At 51.0% G+C, this 17,476-nt stretch carries 19 protein-coding genes; all 19 read left to right on the plus strand.

Annotated elements, in window-relative coordinates:
- Nucleotides 1-2: 2 nt before the first annotated feature.
- Nucleotides 3-1,856 (plus strand): hypothetical protein, encoded by a 1,854-nt coding sequence (locus tag WC515_04115; GenBank protein MFA5146541.1) that lies wholly within the window; start codon nt 3-5, stop codon nt 1,854-1,856.
- A gap of 8 nt (nt 1,857-1,864) precedes the next feature.
- Nucleotides 1,865-2,917 carry a lipopolysaccharide heptosyltransferase II gene (waaF, locus tag WC515_04120; GenBank protein MFA5146542.1) on the plus strand — a complete coding sequence of 351 codons (1,053 nt, stop codon included), beginning with the start codon at nt 1,865-1,867 and terminating at the stop codon, nt 2,915-2,917.
- A 3-nt stretch (nt 2,918-2,920) separates the two neighbouring features.
- Nucleotides 2,921-3,673 carry a glycosyltransferase family 2 protein gene (locus tag WC515_04125; GenBank protein ID MFA5146543.1) on the plus strand — a complete coding sequence of 251 codons (753 nt, stop codon included), beginning with the start codon at nt 2,921-2,923 and terminating at the stop codon, nt 3,671-3,673.
- A 41-nt stretch (nt 3,674-3,714) separates the two neighbouring features.
- A complete protein-coding gene (locus WC515_04130) occupies nt 3,715-5,502 on the plus strand; it encodes an ABC transporter ATP-binding protein (GenBank protein ID MFA5146544.1) in 1,788 nt (595 codons plus the stop codon).
- Nucleotides 5,503-5,513: 11 nt separating this feature from the next.
- Nucleotides 5,514-6,512 (plus strand): hypothetical protein, encoded by a 999-nt coding sequence (locus WC515_04135; protein MFA5146545.1) that lies wholly within the window; start codon nt 5,514-5,516, stop codon nt 6,510-6,512.
- Between the two features lie 4 nt (nt 6,513-6,516).
- Entirely contained in the window at nt 6,517-7,074 is a 558-nt protein-coding gene (locus WC515_04140) for a class I SAM-dependent methyltransferase (GenBank protein MFA5146546.1), read from the plus strand.
- A gap of 153 nt (nt 7,075-7,227) precedes the next feature.
- A complete protein-coding gene (locus tag WC515_04145) occupies nt 7,228-7,692 on the plus strand; it encodes an Rrf2 family transcriptional regulator (protein MFA5146547.1) in 465 nt (154 codons plus the stop codon).
- Nucleotides 7,693-7,714: 22 nt separating this feature from the next.
- Entirely contained in the window at nt 7,715-8,683 is a 969-nt protein-coding gene (cysK, locus tag WC515_04150) for a cysteine synthase A (GenBank protein MFA5146548.1), read from the plus strand.
- A 23-nt stretch (nt 8,684-8,706) separates the two neighbouring features.
- Nucleotides 8,707-9,921 carry a homocysteine biosynthesis protein gene (locus WC515_04155; GenBank protein MFA5146549.1) on the plus strand — a complete coding sequence of 405 codons (1,215 nt, stop codon included), beginning with the start codon at nt 8,707-8,709 and terminating at the stop codon, nt 9,919-9,921.
- Between the two features lie 6 nt (nt 9,922-9,927).
- Entirely contained in the window at nt 9,928-10,830 is a 903-nt protein-coding gene (locus WC515_04160) for a permease (GenBank protein ID MFA5146550.1), read from the plus strand.
- 15 nt (nt 10,831-10,845) lie between these two features.
- The gene (locus tag WC515_04165; GenBank protein ID MFA5146551.1) at nt 10,846-10,986 is read left to right on the plus strand and encodes a hypothetical protein; all 141 of its coding nucleotides are present in this window, start codon (nt 10,846-10,848) and stop codon (nt 10,984-10,986) included.
- Nucleotides 10,987-11,000: 14 nt separating this feature from the next.
- The gene (locus WC515_04170) at nt 11,001-11,222 is read left to right on the plus strand and encodes a hypothetical protein (GenBank protein ID MFA5146552.1); all 222 of its coding nucleotides are present in this window, start codon (nt 11,001-11,003) and stop codon (nt 11,220-11,222) included.
- Nucleotides 11,219-11,950, plus strand: a complete 732-nt coding sequence (locus tag WC515_04175; GenBank protein MFA5146553.1) for a cytochrome c biogenesis protein CcdA — start codon at nt 11,219-11,221, stop codon at nt 11,948-11,950. The genes WC515_04170 and WC515_04175 overlap by 4 nt, the downstream gene beginning before the upstream one ends.
- 35 nt (nt 11,951-11,985) lie before the next feature.
- The gene (locus WC515_04180; GenBank protein MFA5146554.1) at nt 11,986-12,480 is read left to right on the plus strand and encodes a TlpA disulfide reductase family protein; all 495 of its coding nucleotides are present in this window, start codon (nt 11,986-11,988) and stop codon (nt 12,478-12,480) included.
- Between the two features lie 27 nt (nt 12,481-12,507).
- Nucleotides 12,508-12,729, plus strand: coding sequence for a NifU family protein (locus WC515_04185; GenBank protein MFA5146555.1), 222 nt, complete (start codon nt 12,508-12,510; stop codon nt 12,727-12,729).
- Complete coding sequence (locus WC515_04190) at nt 12,726-13,376, plus strand: methylenetetrahydrofolate reductase C-terminal domain-containing protein (protein ID MFA5146556.1); 651 nt, start codon at nt 12,726-12,728, stop codon at nt 13,374-13,376. The genes WC515_04185 and WC515_04190 overlap by 4 nt, the downstream gene beginning before the upstream one ends.
- 31 nt (nt 13,377-13,407) lie before the next feature.
- Nucleotides 13,408-14,841, plus strand: a complete 1,434-nt coding sequence (locus WC515_04195; protein ID MFA5146557.1) for a tetratricopeptide repeat protein — start codon at nt 13,408-13,410, stop codon at nt 14,839-14,841.
- Entirely contained in the window at nt 14,822-16,282 is a 1,461-nt protein-coding gene (locus WC515_04200; protein ID MFA5146558.1) for a glycosyltransferase family 39 protein, read from the plus strand. The genes WC515_04195 and WC515_04200 overlap by 20 nt, the downstream gene beginning before the upstream one ends.
- Entirely contained in the window at nt 16,272-17,456 is a 1,185-nt protein-coding gene (locus tag WC515_04205; protein MFA5146559.1) for a nucleotidyltransferase family protein, read from the plus strand. The genes WC515_04200 and WC515_04205 overlap by 11 nt, the downstream gene beginning before the upstream one ends.
- Nucleotides 17,457-17,476: the final 20 nt, after the last annotated feature.

The raw sequence follows: 17,476 nt of genomic DNA on the forward strand, positions 1-17,476 counted from the left end.
ATATGAAGAAGAAAGAACTGATAGCCCTTTTTCGCGGGCCCTCGCCGAAAGAATTATCATCTCTTAAGGATAAGTTGAATTCAAAAACGGATGAGACGGTCATCCTGGGCATGGATCCGGAGGCCATATCTATCCTTCAGGATTCAGGGATACCGTACGTCAGCATAAGAGATCATTTCGCAAGGGAAGAATATGCTTCTCTCGCGGATGAGCTGATAGAGATGGTTGAGAATTTCGGCGCCGTCAAATCGGGAACGGGTCCCGGGGGCCGCTCTTTAAACGAATTTTTACAGTCCGGCGATATCGTCTTATGGGACCTACTAAAAATGCACTTTTGCGAAGAGGTATTCGAGCAATATTTTTTGTATAAGATATTTACCAGGGTCATAAATACGGTAAGACCCGCCAGGGTGATAATATTCAGCAGGAATAACCTCGCGGAAGATATCCTCAGATCGGCAGCAAATATAAATTCCCTGGAGGTAACAATATGCCCGCCTGGATTTGTGGCCGGGACGAGATCGGCCTTTAGATCGGCCTTTAATTATCTGGTGAATGTCCCGTATCCGGTGATAAACATCCTTAAGAAGACCCCGGATATATTCATCTTATTGGACTGGGCCAAGGACCTTAAAGAACGGTTTATCCTTAAATTTCAAACCCCCGCGGTCCGGGACGGGAAACCGCATGCGCGGGACAGGATCGTGGCCATATCATATTCCACTCCTTTCCACTTCATCCGTTCGGTCAGTAATCTTTCGAAAGAGAAGGCGGGATATCCGATAACGCTCATAAGGGCCGATGAACTGACGAAGGATTTCAGGTCTATATGCAGCATAAAAAATTTATATTATGCGACCCATTATGAATATTTTGACAGGGAGAAGCATAGAGAGGGTGTTAAATTATCCCGGGACCTATACGATAGAGTGAAGAAGATCGGGCCTCATTTGCTGGCAGGACGATTTATGAAGATAACGGGTCTGCCGGTCAAATTTCATATAGAAAAGTTCGTAAGATCTCATCTGTCGAGATACGGCATAAGGCGACTGGTGCGTTTCAAGCTGACCGTAGGATCTATTTTAGACAGAGAAAGGCCGGGGGCCGTATTGTTGAGAGACGATACTACCAAATTCGGAAAATTAGCGGCACGGATAGCGACAAAAAGGAATATCCGGCTCATGATAGCCTCGCCCCTCAGGGCCGCCTACGACCCCGTCTGGAACGGTTTTTTAAGAAGGTCGATGGAGAAGATGCCCGGTGATACGGTATTGATAGCGGACACGTACATAGCCGACAGCCTTTCCGGTAAAAAATTCATGGAGAAGGACGAGATCTGTAAAAGATCGGGAATAGATAAGTCGAAAAGGATCCTGCTCTTTACAAGCCAGGCCCTGCCGCCGGTCCCCGACAGCGACATGATCCACCGTTTATTGATAAGGGCCATGGAAAACTTTCCGGAGTATCACCTTATGATAAAACTCCATCCAAGCGAGTCCAGGTTCAGGAGCCTATGGGCAGCGCGGAGAGCGAAACTCAGGAATGTGAGCGTAGTCAAAAATTTCGATTTTTTAGACCTGGTAAAGTCATCCGCACTATTGATAACATTCAATACGTCGATAACCGGCTTACAGGCGATGTGCCTTGGGAAACCGGTGGTCATATTGGACCTGTGGCCCTATCTTGGCAAGCATGAGTCGATGCCATATCTGGAGAGCGGGGCCGCCTTCGCGGTGCATGACCGGAGAGAGTTAGTGCCGACGATAAGACGGGCATTATATGACGACGGGGCAAGAGAAGAGATCTTCAGGAAAGCCGGAAAATTTGTGAAAGATAACGAAGCCCTGTGCCGGTGAGAGAAATGATGGAAAAAGAAAGACGGACGGAAAATATAAAAAAGATACTCGTATTCGGGCCGAACTGGATAGGGGATACCATAATGTCAGGACCGCTTATCGACTCGGTGAAGAGGTATTTCAAGGATAGCCGTGTCGTAATGGTCACAAGGCCTCACCTGTCGCCGTTGTGGCGGAGTAACCGTGCCGTAGATGAAGTATGGGATTTCACCGCGCCCGGGACATATCATCTAGCGTCATATATAAGGTTATTCCTCAGGATCAGGAAAGAGAAGTTCGATGCCATGATCGTCCTCCCCCATTACTTCAGATATGCATTGCTCGCTTTTCTCGCGGGGATACCCTGCAGGGCCGGGTATGATGTGAGATGGCGCGGCATCTTTCTGAGCCATATCCTGAAATATGATGCGTCTGTCAGGAAAGAGCACATGATCAGGAACTATATGCATATCGCCGAAACGCTCGGTGCCGTTGTCAACTTCGACGCGCCTGTCCTTGCCGTCGAAGAAGAGATGTTATCCGGGAGAGACGAACTTTTTAAAAAGAATAATATAGGCGTTAACGATATTGTAATAGGCCTGGCCCCAGGCGCCATTTATGGCCCGGCAAAACGATGGCCCGGAGAGAGATATGCCGACCTTGCCTCCGCCCTGATAAAAGAATATGAAGCGAAAGTGGTCATATTCGCAGGCCCGGGCGAAGAAGATATCTGTCAAAAGATCAGGGAGAGGGCATCAAGCACTTCCCTCTTTTTCTGTATAGACCGGCCCTTGCCCGAAGCGGCGGCATTGATCAAAAGATGCGCCGTTCTTATAACTAACGACTCCGGGCTTATGCATATCGCCGGTGCGGTCGGCACAAAGATAATCGCCATCTTCGGTTCGACGAGCCCGCGATGGACAGGACCTCTGGGGGAGGGAGATACGGTCATCCGTGATCCCGTTCCGTGCAGCCCGTGTTTCAGGCGCACGTGCCGTTTTGGTACCTACCGATGTCTGAGGTCGATAAACGTCGAAGAAGTCATGGAAGCCGTCCGGGGGAAGATAAAGGATCGAGCCTGACAAATGGAAAAGATCTGCTGTATTGTCATTACATATAATGAAGAAAGGAACATAGGGGAATGCCTGCGCAGCGTAAAATGGGCTGATGATGTCGTCGTTGTGGACGCGTTCAGCACCGACAGGACGGCGGAGATAGCAGAGGGGCATAATGCAACCGTCTTCCGGGAGGAATGGCAGGGTTACGGCGCACAGAGAAATTTTGGGCTTTCGAAGAGTAGATGTGAATGGGTCTTCTTCATAGACGCGGACGAGAGGGTGCCGGATGTGCTTGCCTCCGAGATAAAGGAAAGGCTGGATGCCGACAAAGGCCTGTACGACGGGTATTATATACCGCGGCGGTCTTTTTACCTGGGCAGGTGGATAAGGTACGGGGAGTGGCAGCCGGATCTGAAGTTAAGGCTCGTCAGGAAGGGCGCAGGGGAATGGTCTTCGCACAGGGTGCACGAGGAGTTCGTGTTGGGAGGAGAGGCAGGCCTCCTCGGCAATTTCATGGAGCATTATACCTATCGCGACATAAGACACCATATGGAGAAATTCAACCTTTACAGCACTCTATCGGCACACGACATGCTGGAGCGCCGCGAAAAGGTCCGGTGCTATCATATGCTCACAAGGCCGTGCGCCCGTTTTCTTAAGGGCTATATATTTAAACAGGGGTTTAAGGACGGATTTGCAGGTCTCGTCATAGCCGTAATGCAGTCGTTTGAGGTCTTTTTGAGATATTCCAAGCTGCGGGAGATCGGGCGGCTGCATTAAAGAGACCGCAGGCGCCGCTTTTATGGTAAAATACGTTGTGTATGAAGAATGATAATATCAGGATATTCTGGACTTTTATAAGGTTCCTGGTGCCGTATCGGAACAAGTGGTTCATGCTGCTAGGCGCAAGCGTCCTGGGCAGCCTGCTCAATCTGATAAATCCGTATCTCACCAAGCTGGTTGTCGACAATGCGATAGCCCGCAAGGAGGTCGGGCTATTCCTTACCCTGGCACTGGCGGCGATAGTCATCATTGTGCTCAGCGCCCTCGTAGACGGAGTCAGGAAATCCCTGGAAAGGTTCATACGGCTGAAGACGGGATTTGATCTTAACAGGGCGGTACATAAAAAGATACAGACCTTCTCCCTCGGATGGTTCAGGGAGAGGTCTGCGGGTGAGCATCTCTATAAAATAAATTACGATGTGGAAAGAGTAAGAAATTTCATCACAAGCGTCCCGCCTCAGGCGGTATCCGTATTTCCTCAGCTCTTTTTCATCCTTATCATATTATCATTCCTCAACTGGAAGATGGCGGTCGTCTCCTTATTCATACTACCCCTTATATATATACCGACGTATCATTTCAACAATAAGATGAAGAGGTCATGGCGGTCGTTGATCGAAAGTTCGCAGGGCATCCTTAAAGGGCTCGCGGAGGCATTTTCCCGCATACACCTGATAAAGGCGCTGGGAAAAGAGACCGGGACTACAAGAAATTACTTGAAACAGCTTATACGTAACATCAGGATAGAGGCCGACAATATACGGTTGGATATTATGAGCGGCCTTGCCAATCAGTTAACGGGCAAGATCGTGATCGGTATCGTAGCGCTCTATGGGTTGTATCAGGTCATAACGGGAGAGATAACGCTCGGGACATTTACCGCTACGACGGTCTATCTGGTCCAGCTGATAGGGCTGGGGGGTCAGGTTGCCGTATTTTCGCAGATGATAGCCGTCGGGCTCGTATCCTGCCAGCGCCTTGACGAGATACTGGAATGCGACGATGAGATCCCCGAACGGAGCGATGCGAAGGATGTGGTATTCAAAAGGCCGGGTATAGTCTTCAGGGACGTCGATTTCTGGTATAAGCCGGGGCGGTCCATCCTGAAGGGCATATCATTCAGCATAGAGAGCGGAGGCAATGTTGCTCTTGTCGGACCTTCGGGGTGCGGCAAGACCACCATAGTAAATCTTATATTGCGGCTTTACGATCCCAGGAACGGAGCCGTTTATATCGACGGTAATGACATAAGGGATATAAAATTGAGATCGCTTAAGATGCAGATAGGGGTCGCGCTGCAGGCACCGTTCCTGTGGGACGACACGATCGCCGGCAACATAAGATACGGCACCAGCGGAGCCGGCAAAGAAGAAGTGGAAGAAGCGGCCCGCATCGCAGGGATGGATGGGTATATCAATAACCTGGGAAAAGGATATGAAACGGTCATCGGAGAAGACGCCTGTAAGCTTTCCGAAGGGCAGAAGCAGAGGATATCTATAGCCCGGGCGCTGATCAAAAGGCCTAAGATACTGATCCTGGATGAAGCGATGTCATCGATGGATTCGGCAAGCGAAGAGGAGATACTGATGCGCATGAAAGAATTCCGGAAAGGTATGACCGTTATAACCGTTTCCCATCGTTTATCGACGGTGCTGGGCACGGATATGGTCTATTATTTAAAAAACCCGGCCGCCATGAAAATAGAAAGCGCCGGAAGCCTGCTGGATAATGATCAAGATTTCCGCGCGTTATTTTCAAATCAGAACATGGTCCCTCCGGAGTCCTTAATAGGTAACGGACCTTTCGAAAATAGACGCGGGTTTTGAAGAGAGAAGAGATGAACAGAAAAGCGTTGACGTTATTATCCGGAGGGCTTGACAGCATTCTGGCCACAAAACTCATGCTTGAGCAGGGGATAGCTGTCGAGGCGATAAATTTTCTTACCGTATTCTGCACGTGCACCAATAAGGGGTGCCAGCATGCGGCGACAAAAGCGGCAGAGACGCTTGGTATACCTCTAAAAGTTCTTAATATCACGGAAGAGTATCTGGGAATAATAAAGAACCCGAAGCACGGGTATGGGTCGAATATGAACCCCTGTATAGACTGCAGGATATTCATATTCAGGAAAGCTAAAGAGTACATGAAGGAAGTCGGGGCGTCCTTCATCGTCACGGGAGAAGTGCTGGGCGAAAGGCCGATGTCCCAGAGGCGGGATGCGATACTCCTGATAGAGAAGGAGGCGGGCCTCAAGGGGCTTATCGTGCGGCCGCTTTCGGCAAAGCTCTTCGCGCCTACGATACCCGAGACGGAAGGGATAGTGGACAGGGAGAAGCTGCTGGATATATCCGGCCGTAGCCGCAAGCCTCAGATAGGCCTCGCCAAAGAGTTCGGCATAAACGACTATCCCTGCCCGGCCGGCGGGTGTCTCCTGACGGACCCGGGATTTGCCAAGCGCATCAAAGACCTGATGGTCCACGATTCCCTCACGCTTGACAATGTGCGGCTCCTGAAATTCGGGCGCCATTTCCGGCTCTCGCCGAATGTCAAACTGATAATAGGAAGGGACGAAAAGGAGAATGCCATCCTGGAGGCGCAGGTCCGGCCCGGTGATATATGTTTAAAGCTGAAAGATCGCCAAGGCCCATTTTCTGTTTTAAGAGGAAACGCGGATAAGACCATGATAGATCATGCAGCGTCGATAGTCGCTCATCATACAAAATTTAAGAAAGAAGGATCCGTCGGGGTCGTGTGCCGGGTCTTGCCGTCCCCGGAGCATGCCACCGTGTATGTTAAGCCCGCGGCGATACAGGAGGTAGAAAAAGTCAGGATATAAGGCGATGAATATAATAAAACAAAGATACATGTATGAAAGATCGGATTTTTCCGGCAAAAAAATTTTGGACTTAGGATGCGGAAATAGAAAGTTCGAAAAAGCCACGGGTGTCGATCGCAGCCCCAATACGGCAGCAGATATAATCCATGACCTGGATATTTTCCCGTACCCTATAGAAGACGACACGTTCGATATCGTGATCTGCAGGCATTCGATAGAGCATATATTGTATATATGTAAAGCCATGGAGGAGATATACCGTATTACAAGGCCTAACGGGTCTGTCATCATCGTCTATCCTCATTTTTCTGCTATAGGATGTTATTCGGAACCGGAACATTTTCACGCTCTTTCGTACTCGGCATTCGAGTTCTTCTGTAATACCAACAGGTATAAGACCAGATTCGAAATATCGAAAAGGAGGATCTATTTCGGAGGCGGTTTCAAAACAATTTCAGGGGTCGAATGGCTTGTCAATAGGTTCCCCAGGCTGTACGATGCGCATCTAAGCCATACGCTTCCGGCATCCAGCGTGGAGGTTTGGTTAAAAGCCGTCAAATAGATACCCGCCGACGGCGGACCTATCCCGGGAAAGTTCGAGGAGTATCCCAAAAAAGAAAAAATTAAAAAAAGTTATTGACAAAAGGGAAAAATAAGGTATAATCACTACTAAGTCAATCATATTTATCGTGTTTGTACCAGGAGGTGGACTAAGGTGAAGATAAGTTATAAAGGAGACTATGCGCTAAAGGCGCTTCTTGGGTTGTCGCTGCGTTATATGGATGATCCCGGCGGGATAGTTTCGATACAGGAGCTCGCGAACGCCGGTGATATTCCTAAAAAATTCCTGGAGCAGATACTGCTGGTCCTTAAGAAGGGCGGGTTCGTTAAGAGCAAGCGCGGGGTAAAGGGCGGGTTTGTCCTGGCGAAACCGCCGGGGGATATAACGGTAGGAGAGGTCATACGGTTCATAGAAGGGCCCATAGAGCCTATATCATGTATAGAGGAAGACAGGTACAAAGGATGTAAGGACCTCGCGAGATGTATATTCAGGGGCTTATGGAAAGAGGTCAGTGACGCGATATCCGCCGTTGTCGATACGGTGACGTTCGAAGAGCTGGCGGTCCGGCATAAAGAGAAGAAGCTGAACCTGAGATCGGCTTATGAGTATTCAATATAATATAAGATAAGAAGGAGAACAAATGGCAAATAAAAGAGATAAGCTATCGAGCGGCCGGCATCCCGCGTCAAAGGTAGCGAACGACATAGCGGAGTTGATAGGGAATACGCCTCTCGTGCGCCTCAATCGTATCGTCGCCCCCGGCATGGCCGAGATACTTGCGAAGATAGAGCGTTTCAACCCGGGCGGCAGCGTCAAGGACAGGATATGCCTTTCAATGATCGAGGATGCGGAGAAGAGAGGATCCATCAAGAGAGGCGCGACGATCATAGAGCCGACAAGCGGAAATACCGGGATAGGCCTTGCAATGATAGCGGCTGTAAAAGGCTACAGGTGCGTGCTTACGATGCCGGAGACGATGAGCGCGGAACGCATATCGATACTTAAGGCGTACGGCGCAGAGATCGTGCTCACCCCGGGAACTGAGGGCATGAAAGGGGCGATCAAAAAAGCGGAGGAGCTCCTCACGACGACCCCGAAAAGTTTTATGCCGCAGCAGTTCAAAAATCCGGCAAATCCGGAGATCCACCGTGTATCGACCGCGCAGGAGATACTTGAAGATACGGACGGAAAGATCGATGCTTTTGTGGCAGGTGTCGGTACGGGAGGGACCATTACAGGAGTGGGAGAAACGTTGAAGAAGCACGATCCCGGCATTAAGATCGTAGCGGTTGAGCCGGCCAGGAGCGCCGTCCTTTCCGGCGGGAATGCCGGACCGCATAAGATACAGGGGATAGGTGCAGGGTTCGTGCCGGATGTCCTGGACCGGAAGGTGATAGACCAGGTCATAACGGTCGACGACAATGACGCGTTCGAGATATCAAAGAGATTGGCTAAAGAGGAAGGGCTTCTGGTGGGCATATCGAGCGGCGCTGCCGCGTGGGCAGCGCTCAAAGTAGCCGAGACACTGGGCAAGGGAAAGAGGGTAGTTACGCTATTTCCCGATACAGGAGAACGCTATTTTTCTTCGGAGAAGAATTTCACAGGTTAATAAAGAGGAGGCGGCAAAATAATATGGCTAAGACGATAGGAGAGATAAACGAAAAGATAAAGAGCGGCGAGGTGGTGGTCGTGACCGCTGAAGAGGTCATAGACCTGGTCGACAGGAAAGGGCTGAAGGCCGCCGCGCAGGAGGTCGATGTGGTGACGACAGGCACATTCGGCCCGATGTGCTCAAGCGGGGCTTATCTTAACCTCGGCCACGCCAAACCAAAGATAAAATTGGGCGGAGGGAAGGTGACGTTGAACGGTATCCCGGCATATACCGGGTTCGCGGCCGTCGACATATATATGGGGGCTACCGCCATGTCGGACGAAGACCCGCGCAATAAGGTGTATCCGGGAGAGTTCAGGTACGGGGGCGCGCACGTGATAGAAGAGCTCGTCGGAGGCAAGGATGTCATCCTCGAAGGGTTCGCATACGGCACCGATTGTTATCCCCGCAAGCACATCAAGACATACATAAACATAAATGATGTGAACGAGGCGGTGCTTTTGAACCCGCGTAACTGCTACCAGAACTATAATGTAGCGGTCAACCTGTCCGATAAGAAGACCATATATACCTATATGGGCGCACTGAAGCCGGGTCTGGGGAACGCAAACTACTGTTCCGCGGGACAGCTCTCGCCGCTTTTGAAAGACCCGCATTATAAGACGATAGGTATCGGGACGAGGATATTCCTGGGCGGCGGGGTAGGATACGTGTATTGGCAGGGGACCCAGCACAATCCTTCGGTAAAGAGAAAAGATAACGGTGTACCGCAGGCGCCCGCGGGCACGCTGGCAGTCACCGGAGACCTGAAAAAGATGTCCCCGGACTGGCTTGTCGGGACTTCGTTCCAGGGATACGGGGTCACACTCACCGTAGGCATAGGTATACCGATACCCATACTGGACGAGGGGATATTGAGATCCGCCGCTGTCAGGGACGAGGACCTGTGGGCGCAGGTGATAGATTACAGTGAGGACTATCCTAACGGCAAGGTAGGATCATTGGGCGAAGTCAATTACGCCCAGCTTAAGAGCGGTAAGATAACCGTAAAGGGAAAAGAGGTGTCGACCGCATCTCTCTCAAGCTATCCGAAGGCGGTGGAGATAGCCCAAACGCTGAAGAAGTGGATAAAGGACAGGAAATTCTTCCTGACAGAATATGTTCAGGCGCTGCCGGGAGCGGATTCGGGGCTTAGCTTTAAGCCGCTCAAGGAAAGACCGGTGAAAGAGGGGTAACTGTATATGGAACATTTCTTTCACGTCTTTCTGCACTACCTGTATGAGATCATCCCCGCTCTCGCTATAGGGTTTTTCATAAGCGGCATAGTGCACGAGTGCATACCGGAAGATAAGGTGCTTAAATATCTGGGGTCCGGCGGGATAAGGCCCATATTCGCTTCGACGATCATAGGCACCCTCCTTCCGGTATGTTGTTGGGGCAGCCTCCCTATAGCGGTGAGTTTTTACAAAAAAGGCGCCCGGTTGGGACCCATATTGGCGTTCCTGGTGGCCACACCGGCAACGTCCATCAGCGCGCTGATGGTAGCATACAGCGTCCTGGGCCCACTCTTTGCCGTATATATATTCTTTGCCGTTATAATCATGGGTCTGGTAACAGGCATCATAGGGGACAGGATACCTTATGAGGAGCACAAAAGGCCCGACAGGATATCGTGTCCTCACTGCGAAATGGATCCGGGTCACGAGCAGTTCCATAAGAAAAAAACATTTGCTCAAAAGACGATCGACGTGCTAAGATTTGCATATATACAACTCCCGAAGGAGATAGGTCTGGAGCTGATCATCGGTATCCTGCTTGCCGCCGTTGTAGCCACATTCGTTCCTTTAGGCAGGATAGTGAAATTGTATCTTGGTGGCTGGCTGGGGTATCTCTTCAGCATAATTTTTGGCATATTCACGTATCTATGCTCTACGGCGAGCGTCCCTCTGGTAGACAGCCTTATGAGACAGGGGATGAACCCGGGTGCCGGGATGACGCTCCTTTTGATAGGTCCCGTCACCAGTTACGGCACGATGCTGGTATTGAGAAAAGAATACGGCACGAAGGTGCTTGCGGTGTTTCTGGCATCGCTCGTGGTGACCTCTTTATTGCTGGGCCTGGGGTTCCAGTTGGCAGTCCAATAAGATCGGAGGTATGGAATGGAAGGGGCAAGGCCCATCTACAAAAAACTTCTCATAATAGCGGTGGTGGTCTATACTATAAGCGTAACTTACATGCTATCGGATATATATCATAAAATAGGCCAGATCGAGCACTCACTATGCCATACGGCGCACTGAAGAAGGAGGGAAGGATGAAGAAGATTCTCCTGGGGTTATTCATATCTTTGATCGTGATATCTCTTTTGCTTGCGATCACGAACAGGCCGGCAAAGGCTCAAAACGAGGGCTCTTCGCCCGAAGTATTGAAGAAGCTGGATGAGGTGCTCCGGGCCCAGAAAGAGGTCCTGGACGGCATCAAGTCGCTCAGGGAAGAGGTGCAGATAGTCAAAATAAGGGTGACACAGCAACAATGACGGCTACCGGAGACAACGTTTCTTACATGGTGGCGTTTTCCGCGGGGTTCCTGACATTCCTGTCCCCCTGTCTCCTCCCTTTGATACCGTCTTTCATAGCATATATCACAGGGGTCTCGTTCAGCGACCTCAGGGATACCGCAAAGAAGGGTGAGGTGAGGAAGAAGACCGTCATCCACTCGCTTCTTTTTATCCTCGGATTTTCCGTGGTATTCGTTCTCCTGGGCCTCACGGCGACCTTTATAGGAAAACTTCTTTTCGGATATCAAAAGATCATACGTATCGCGGGAGGGGTGCTCATAATGATCTTCGGGGCATACCTGACCGGCATATTACGGCTGGACTTCCTGGCGAAAGAGAGGAGATTCTCGGTTTCAACGAAAGGGGCAAGTTACATCGGCTCGTTCCTTATAGGCGTGACATTCGCCGCGGCCTGGACGCCGTGCGCAGGGCCGATACTGGGGTCGATACTGGTATTGGCAGGGACGAAGACGGATGTAGTATCCGGGGCAAAGCTCTTAAGCGTATATTCGCTCGGGATAGCGGCCCCGTTCTTTATGACGGCCCTTCTCGTAAATTCTTTTATAGAATATTTTAAGAAGGTCCAGAAGGTCATCCGGGTCATAAATATAGTAGGCGGCCTATTCCTGATAATGATCGGAGCCCTCGTCGCGACGAATTATCTTGCCGTGATCTCGGAACGGCTTCTGGGAGCGTTTACTAAGTAGGGTATGGGGTATAGGATAAAAGAGGAGGATGTGATATGAATATGCGACATATCGGAGTATTATTGATAACGACAGTATTGTTGATGACAGGCGCATGCGCAAAGAGCGGTGCGATGGAGGCGGGCGAGGCGGCGCCCGATTTCTCCCTCACGGACCTCGACGGCAAAACCTTCAACCTCTCGGATTTTAACGGCAAGGTCGTGATCCTCGATTTTTTTGCCCCGTGGTGCCCGCCGTGCAGGGAAGAGATACCGGATTTTATAAAATTGCAGAGCGAATACGGCGATAAGGGATTCGCAATGGTAGGGGTTGCGCTCGTCAGCCGGGATGAGGCGAAGAGTTTCGCGGAAAAGGCGGGCATAAATTATCCCGTGCTGATCGACGACGGGAAGGTTAGCGGTAATTACGGCCCGATACGGTCGATACCTACGACGTTCGTTATAGGCAGGGATTCCAAGATATCGAAAATGTATATCGGATATAAGACGAAAGAGGTATTTGAGAAGGATATACAGGAGTTATTGAAATAGATACTATACAAATCGGAGGTTTTTACAATGAGAGAAAAGGTCGAGAAGGCGTTGTCTAAGATCAGGGCGGGGTTACAGCAGGACGGGGGTGACATAGAGCTCGTGAGCGTGGAGAAGGGCGTTGTGAAGGTCCGCCTTAAAGGCGCGTGCTCGGGATGTCCGATGAGCCAGATGACGCTGACCAATTTTGTCGAGAGCGAACTTAAGCGCGAAGTGCCGGAAGTGAAAAAGGTCGAAGCGGTAATATGATCATAACGAAACAGAAAGAACTGAAAGATATCCTGAAATACCTGGAAGGGCAGACAAGGATATTCCTGATAGGGTGCGGGGAGTGTTCGACGACATGCAAGACGGGCGGGGAAGAGGATGTCAAAAAGATCAAGGAGGCGCTTGAAAAAGAGGGAAAGACGGTCACCGGATACTGTGTGCCCGAAGCGCCATGTATAGCCGCGAAGGTCAAACTGGAACTTGCCAGGAACAGGAAATCGATAGAGTCGTCGGATTCTATCCTGATACTTGCCTGCGGCCTCGGGGCCCAGTCGGTGAAAGAGAACTTAAGGGCGGAGAAGCAGCTGCACATAGGATGCGACACGCTCTTCATGGGTGCGATAGATTCCGGCGGGGCGTTCCTCGAACGGTGCTCCGCCTGCGGCGACTGTGTACTGGAACTTACGGCGATGATATGCCCGCTCACCAGGTGCGCGAAGTCTCTCCTTAACGGCCCGTGCGGAGGGCAGGACAAGGGGAAGTGCGAAGTGGACAGGAACAGGGACTGCGCATGGATATTGATATATAACGAGCTGAAGAAACAGAACAGATTACACCTCCTGAAAGAGGTGAAGCCGCCGAAAGACCACACGAAATCCACCAAACCGCGCCAGCACACCGTACAATAGGCCGTAGCATACTTATAATATGGGGCCCGGTATGCATGAGAATAGGTCGGAAATAAAAAAGAGGGGTGTGCCGGGCTATATCATTATCGTGCTCCTGGCTTGTGTCGGGATGGCCGTATATTTCAATTCGCTTTCCAACGGCTTCATACTGGATGACTTCAGCCATGTCGTCGATAATACCGCGATAAAAAGCTTTTCCAACATACCGGCGATCTTCACCCACCATCTGACGCATTTCAGCGGGCAGCCCGGGAGGTTTTACAGGCCGTTAGAGTCGATAAGCTTTGCTGTCGATCATTTCCTGTGGGGCTCCGAGCCGTTCGGATACCATCTGACCAATACCCTCCTGCACATATTCGTCACCATCCTGGTCTTCGGATCGATATATTTCATCACCGGAGATCCTGTCGTCTCCGCGCTTACGGGGCTTCTATATCTGGTGCACCCTGTCCACACGGAGGCGGTGGCATATATTTCCGGCAGGGCCGACCCGCTGTCGTTCATCTTCCTGCTTTTGATGATGGCCTTTCAGCGCCGATACTGGACCGGCGGAAAACAGGGTAAGGCCGTCTTCTATGCGCTCCTTCTCCTGAGTTTTATCGCAGCCCTTTTGAGCAAAGAGGCAGCCGTTGTCTTTCCCTTTCTTCTGATATTCTTCGAATACTGCATAAGAGACCGCGGAAATTACCGCAGCGTTAATATATTTTTTTACGTGCCTCTCTTTCTCATCTCCGTGGTCTGGTTCTTATGGAAGAACACCGTCATACCGACGGAACGCATGGTAGAGGAGACGGTTGCCTTCAGCGCGTACATAATAGCGTTACCCCGCCTGTTATTTGATTATATACGGCTCTCTATCATCCCGGCCGGCCTCCACTTTTCATATAAACTGGAATTTCCGAGGTCTGCATTCCAGGCGGGCTATATCGAGCCGGCCTTCTTCCTGTGTCTCCTGGCGCCCGTCATATTTTATATATGGCATATGGGGAAGCGCTCTACCGGTTACAGGATCGCATTTTTCGGGATCGGATGGTTCATAATAGCTCTCGTGCCGTACCTGAACATATTCTTTCAGTTGAACTCTCTCTTTGCCGAGCACTGGCTGTATATACCGGAGATGGGCTTTGTGCTATTCGTTATCTATTCCGTATTTTCTTTCGCCAGTACAGCATGGGCAAGGAGATCGGCGATCGCCCTCTTTACAGCGGCCATATGCGTATTTTCATTTTTGACTGTGCGCCAGACCGGTATATGGAAGGACGAGATCGCCTTTTATACATACAATATAAAGCACGCCCCCCATACCGAGATGCTCTATAATAACCTTGCCGTTGAATATATGAGACGGGGGGATATGGCAAAGGCCAGAGATCTGCTCCTTAAGGCGATAAAGATAAATCCTAAAAATAAGAGGGCCATGGAGAATCTGGCCATAGTCGAGGCCGATGCGTACACGGGTCAATAGTTGGATCTTCCCTGCGGTCCTGCTCGGTGCCATGTCCTTGAGGATATGGGGGCTCGGGGCCCATGACTTCTGGTATGACGAGATCAATACCGCGGGCAGCGCCGGCGTTATCATATTCGGATGGAATGCCCCGCTTTACGGCATAATTATCCACTTCTGGGCAAAGGTCTTCGGCGCATCAGAGTTCGCGCTTCGCTTTCCCTCGGCCCTCTTCAGCGTTCTGGCTATCGTGCCGTTATTTCACATAGGGAGGAAGTGTTTCGGCGACACGGTCGGGATCTGCGCCGCCGTCATAATGGCCCTCTCCCCTTTCCACCTGTGGTATGCGCAGGAGGCGCGCGACTACAGCCTGCTCTTATTTGCCGGGACCGTCTCTTCTTACTTTTTGTTAACGGCTATCACGGATAATTCAAGACGGGCGTGGGTGCTTTTCCTTGTCTCTTCCGTGATCGGTATCTATACCCATTATTTTTACATGTTTCTCTTCCTGTCCCACGGGATATGCGCCGTTTTTTTCCTGAGGGAACGGTCCGGTTACAGGGCAGCCGCGTATTTCTCAGCCGCAACAGCCTCATTCCTGCCGTACCTCCCGCGATTTATAAGCAAATTACAGTTCGTACAGGGCGGTTTCTGGGTGCCGTTGCCTGTGCCCGGATCGATCATTACGACACTGGAGAACTTCATGCTGGGTTATAACGGCTCATCCTCCCTTTATTTTATTTCAAATGTCATCGCGGCAGCGCTTGTGATCTCGGCGTCCATATACGCATATAAGAGATCGCTCGGCCTGCCTTTCGGTATTTGCGCCGTTCTCTTTGCCGCGCCCCTTTTGATCGCCTTTTTATTTTCCCGGCACTTTTTCCCGGTATATCTAGACCGCGGATTGATATTCTCAAGCCCCTATTATTATATTATCCTGGCCCTCGGTATCGTGTCGTTCTCCGGAAAGATGAGGGCCGTTGCCGGGGCGGCGATCCTGGCGCTTTTATTGGTAGGCGGTTACCGCTATTATGCCGATGAGGTCACCCCGTCGAGCCTTCACCGCGTCGGAGCATACGGGAAAAAACCGATCAAGCCGGTCGTGCGATTTATTAAAGAGAACCTGGCGGAGGGGGATATCATCGCGTTCACCAATACCGCCCCGATGGTGCCTTTCGGTTTTTACTCCGGGGGGCGGAGGATATCCTACCGCTATTTTTTCGACCCGCGTTATGCGGACCTGGACTGGCAGAGGCCGATCCAGGAGTCGAGATACAATATACCGGTTCACAAGATAGCGTTCCCGGAGGCCGGCCGGATATGGCTCATCGCTTCCGATTTCGAGCGGAGCGGCAAACTTGACAAAAATTCCGTTTCGGTCAAAGAGTATATGGACACCCATTTTAGGCCGGTATCCGTAAGAGAATTTGACGGCCTGTTCGTATCCCTTTATGAAAAGTAAAGAGGCGGCCTTATTGGCCGCGATCATGCGAAATGATATTAAGGAGACGGCCGACCTGGCTTCGGACGCTCCTCGTCCGGTGGACTGGGGAACGATCGAAAGGCTTATCGCTTATCACGACATAGCGCCGCTCGTGCATCTGCGCATCAAAGATACCGGGATCCGGCTGCCGTCCGGATTACGCGATCGCCTGGAGAAGAGTTATTACCTGGCTATCGCAAAAGGCCAGAGTTTATGGGCCGAGTTCCTGCGGATATCGAAGGCCTTCAGGGACCGGAATGCGGCGATGGTACCTATCAAAGGCACGTCTTTCCTCGCGGATATTTACGCGTCCAACCCGTGCCGGCCGATGGCGGATATCGACATCCTGGTAGAAGAGCGCTCGCTGGATATGGCCAGGGCCCTGCTTACGGAGGCGGGATACAGGGAGGAGTCGTTCGGGCTGGATGAAGCGTACTGGCGCTTAAACCAATGCCACATTACATTTGTCAAGGAGCGCATCTATGTAGAGGTGCATTTCGGGCTCGATTTCAAACGCGGGAACAGGAATATCCTGCCGCGTCTCTGGGAAAGGGTCAGGGAGCGTTCCGTAGACGGGCACGGCGTCAGTTTTCTTTCCTATGAAGACGCGCTCTTCAGCCTTGCCTTACACGAGCGGAGGTTCGGCAGGACGCTGGGGCTCAAGAATATATTGGACGTATCGCTGATCCTCAAAAATAAAGGCGACGCGCTCGACTGGGATTATATAGTCGATGAGGCAAGGGCAGGGAAGATGAGCTCCGCCGTATTCTTCATACTCTCCGCGGCAAAAATATTTTTTAAATCCGATATCCCGCAGGGTGTACCGGCGGGATTAGGCGTGCCCTATTACAAAAGGAAGGCGATAGAAAACATGATAAGGCGGAACGCTTTATCCGCGCGTATCGCCGCGAGGAATAAGTCATTATACACGATGAAACACTTCCTGCTCTTTGACAGTTTATGGGAACCGGCCTCCTACATATATCATATCCCGGAGGAGCAGTTTGCGAAATTTTACGGCCTTGAGCCGTATGATGCGAAGACGCGCCTTCTTTACCGCCTTAGAGGCCTCTCAATGCCGTATCTCTGGGCGCGTGAACGCCTTTCGCGCGGCGCAAAGAGGCGCCGTGCCGCACCCGGCAAAGACGCATAATTTATACTTGACAAAAACGC

Source organism: Candidatus Omnitrophota bacterium, assembly GCA_041650805.1.
Classification (GTDB): domain Bacteria; phylum Omnitrophota; class Gorgyraeia; order 2-01-FULL-45-10; family 2-01-FULL-45-10; genus JBAZKM01.

Bases quoted from the DNA above. Each gene is read 5' to 3' on its own strand.
- WC515_04140 (MFA5146546.1), top strand. From the start codon at position 6,517: ATGAATATAATAAAACAAAGATACATGTATGAAAGATCGGATTTTTCC.
- WC515_04135 (MFA5146545.1), top strand. From the start codon at position 5,514: ATGAACAGAAAAGCGTTGACGTTATTATCCGGAGGGCTTGACAGCATT.
- WC515_04160 (MFA5146550.1), top strand. From the start codon at position 9,928: ATGGAACATTTCTTTCACGTCTTTCTGCACTACCTGTATGAGATCATC.
- WC515_04195 (MFA5146557.1), top strand. From the start codon at position 13,408: ATGCATGAGAATAGGTCGGAAATAAAAAAGAGGGGTGTGCCGGGCTAT.
- cysK (MFA5146548.1), top strand. From the start codon at position 7,715: ATGGCAAATAAAAGAGATAAGCTATCGAGCGGCCGGCATCCCGCGTCA.
- WC515_04125 (MFA5146543.1), top strand. From the start codon at position 2,921: ATGGAAAAGATCTGCTGTATTGTCATTACATATAATGAAGAAAGGAAC.
- WC515_04155 (MFA5146549.1), top strand. From the start codon at position 8,707: ATGGCTAAGACGATAGGAGAGATAAACGAAAAGATAAAGAGCGGCGAG.
- WC515_04190 (MFA5146556.1), top strand. From the start codon at position 12,726: ATGATCATAACGAAACAGAAAGAACTGAAAGATATCCTGAAATACCTG.
- WC515_04175 (MFA5146553.1), top strand. From the start codon at position 11,219: ATGACGGCTACCGGAGACAACGTTTCTTACATGGTGGCGTTTTCCGCG.
- WC515_04205 (MFA5146559.1), top strand. From the start codon at position 16,272: ATGAAAAGTAAAGAGGCGGCCTTATTGGCCGCGATCATGCGAAATGAT.
- WC515_04165 (MFA5146551.1), top strand. From the start codon at position 10,846: ATGGAAGGGGCAAGGCCCATCTACAAAAAACTTCTCATAATAGCGGTG.
- WC515_04200 (MFA5146558.1), top strand. From the start codon at position 14,822: ATGCGTACACGGGTCAATAGTTGGATCTTCCCTGCGGTCCTGCTCGGT.
- WC515_04185 (MFA5146555.1), top strand. From the start codon at position 12,508: ATGAGAGAAAAGGTCGAGAAGGCGTTGTCTAAGATCAGGGCGGGGTTA.
- waaF (MFA5146542.1), top strand. From the start codon at position 1,865: ATGGAAAAAGAAAGACGGACGGAAAATATAAAAAAGATACTCGTATTC.
- WC515_04115 (MFA5146541.1), top strand. From the start codon at position 3: ATGAAGAAGAAAGAACTGATAGCCCTTTTTCGCGGGCCCTCGCCGAAA.
- WC515_04180 (MFA5146554.1), top strand. From the start codon at position 11,986: ATGAATATGCGACATATCGGAGTATTATTGATAACGACAGTATTGTTG.
- WC515_04130 (MFA5146544.1), top strand. From the start codon at position 3,715: ATGAAGAATGATAATATCAGGATATTCTGGACTTTTATAAGGTTCCTG.
- WC515_04170 (MFA5146552.1), top strand. From the start codon at position 11,001: ATGAAGAAGATTCTCCTGGGGTTATTCATATCTTTGATCGTGATATCT.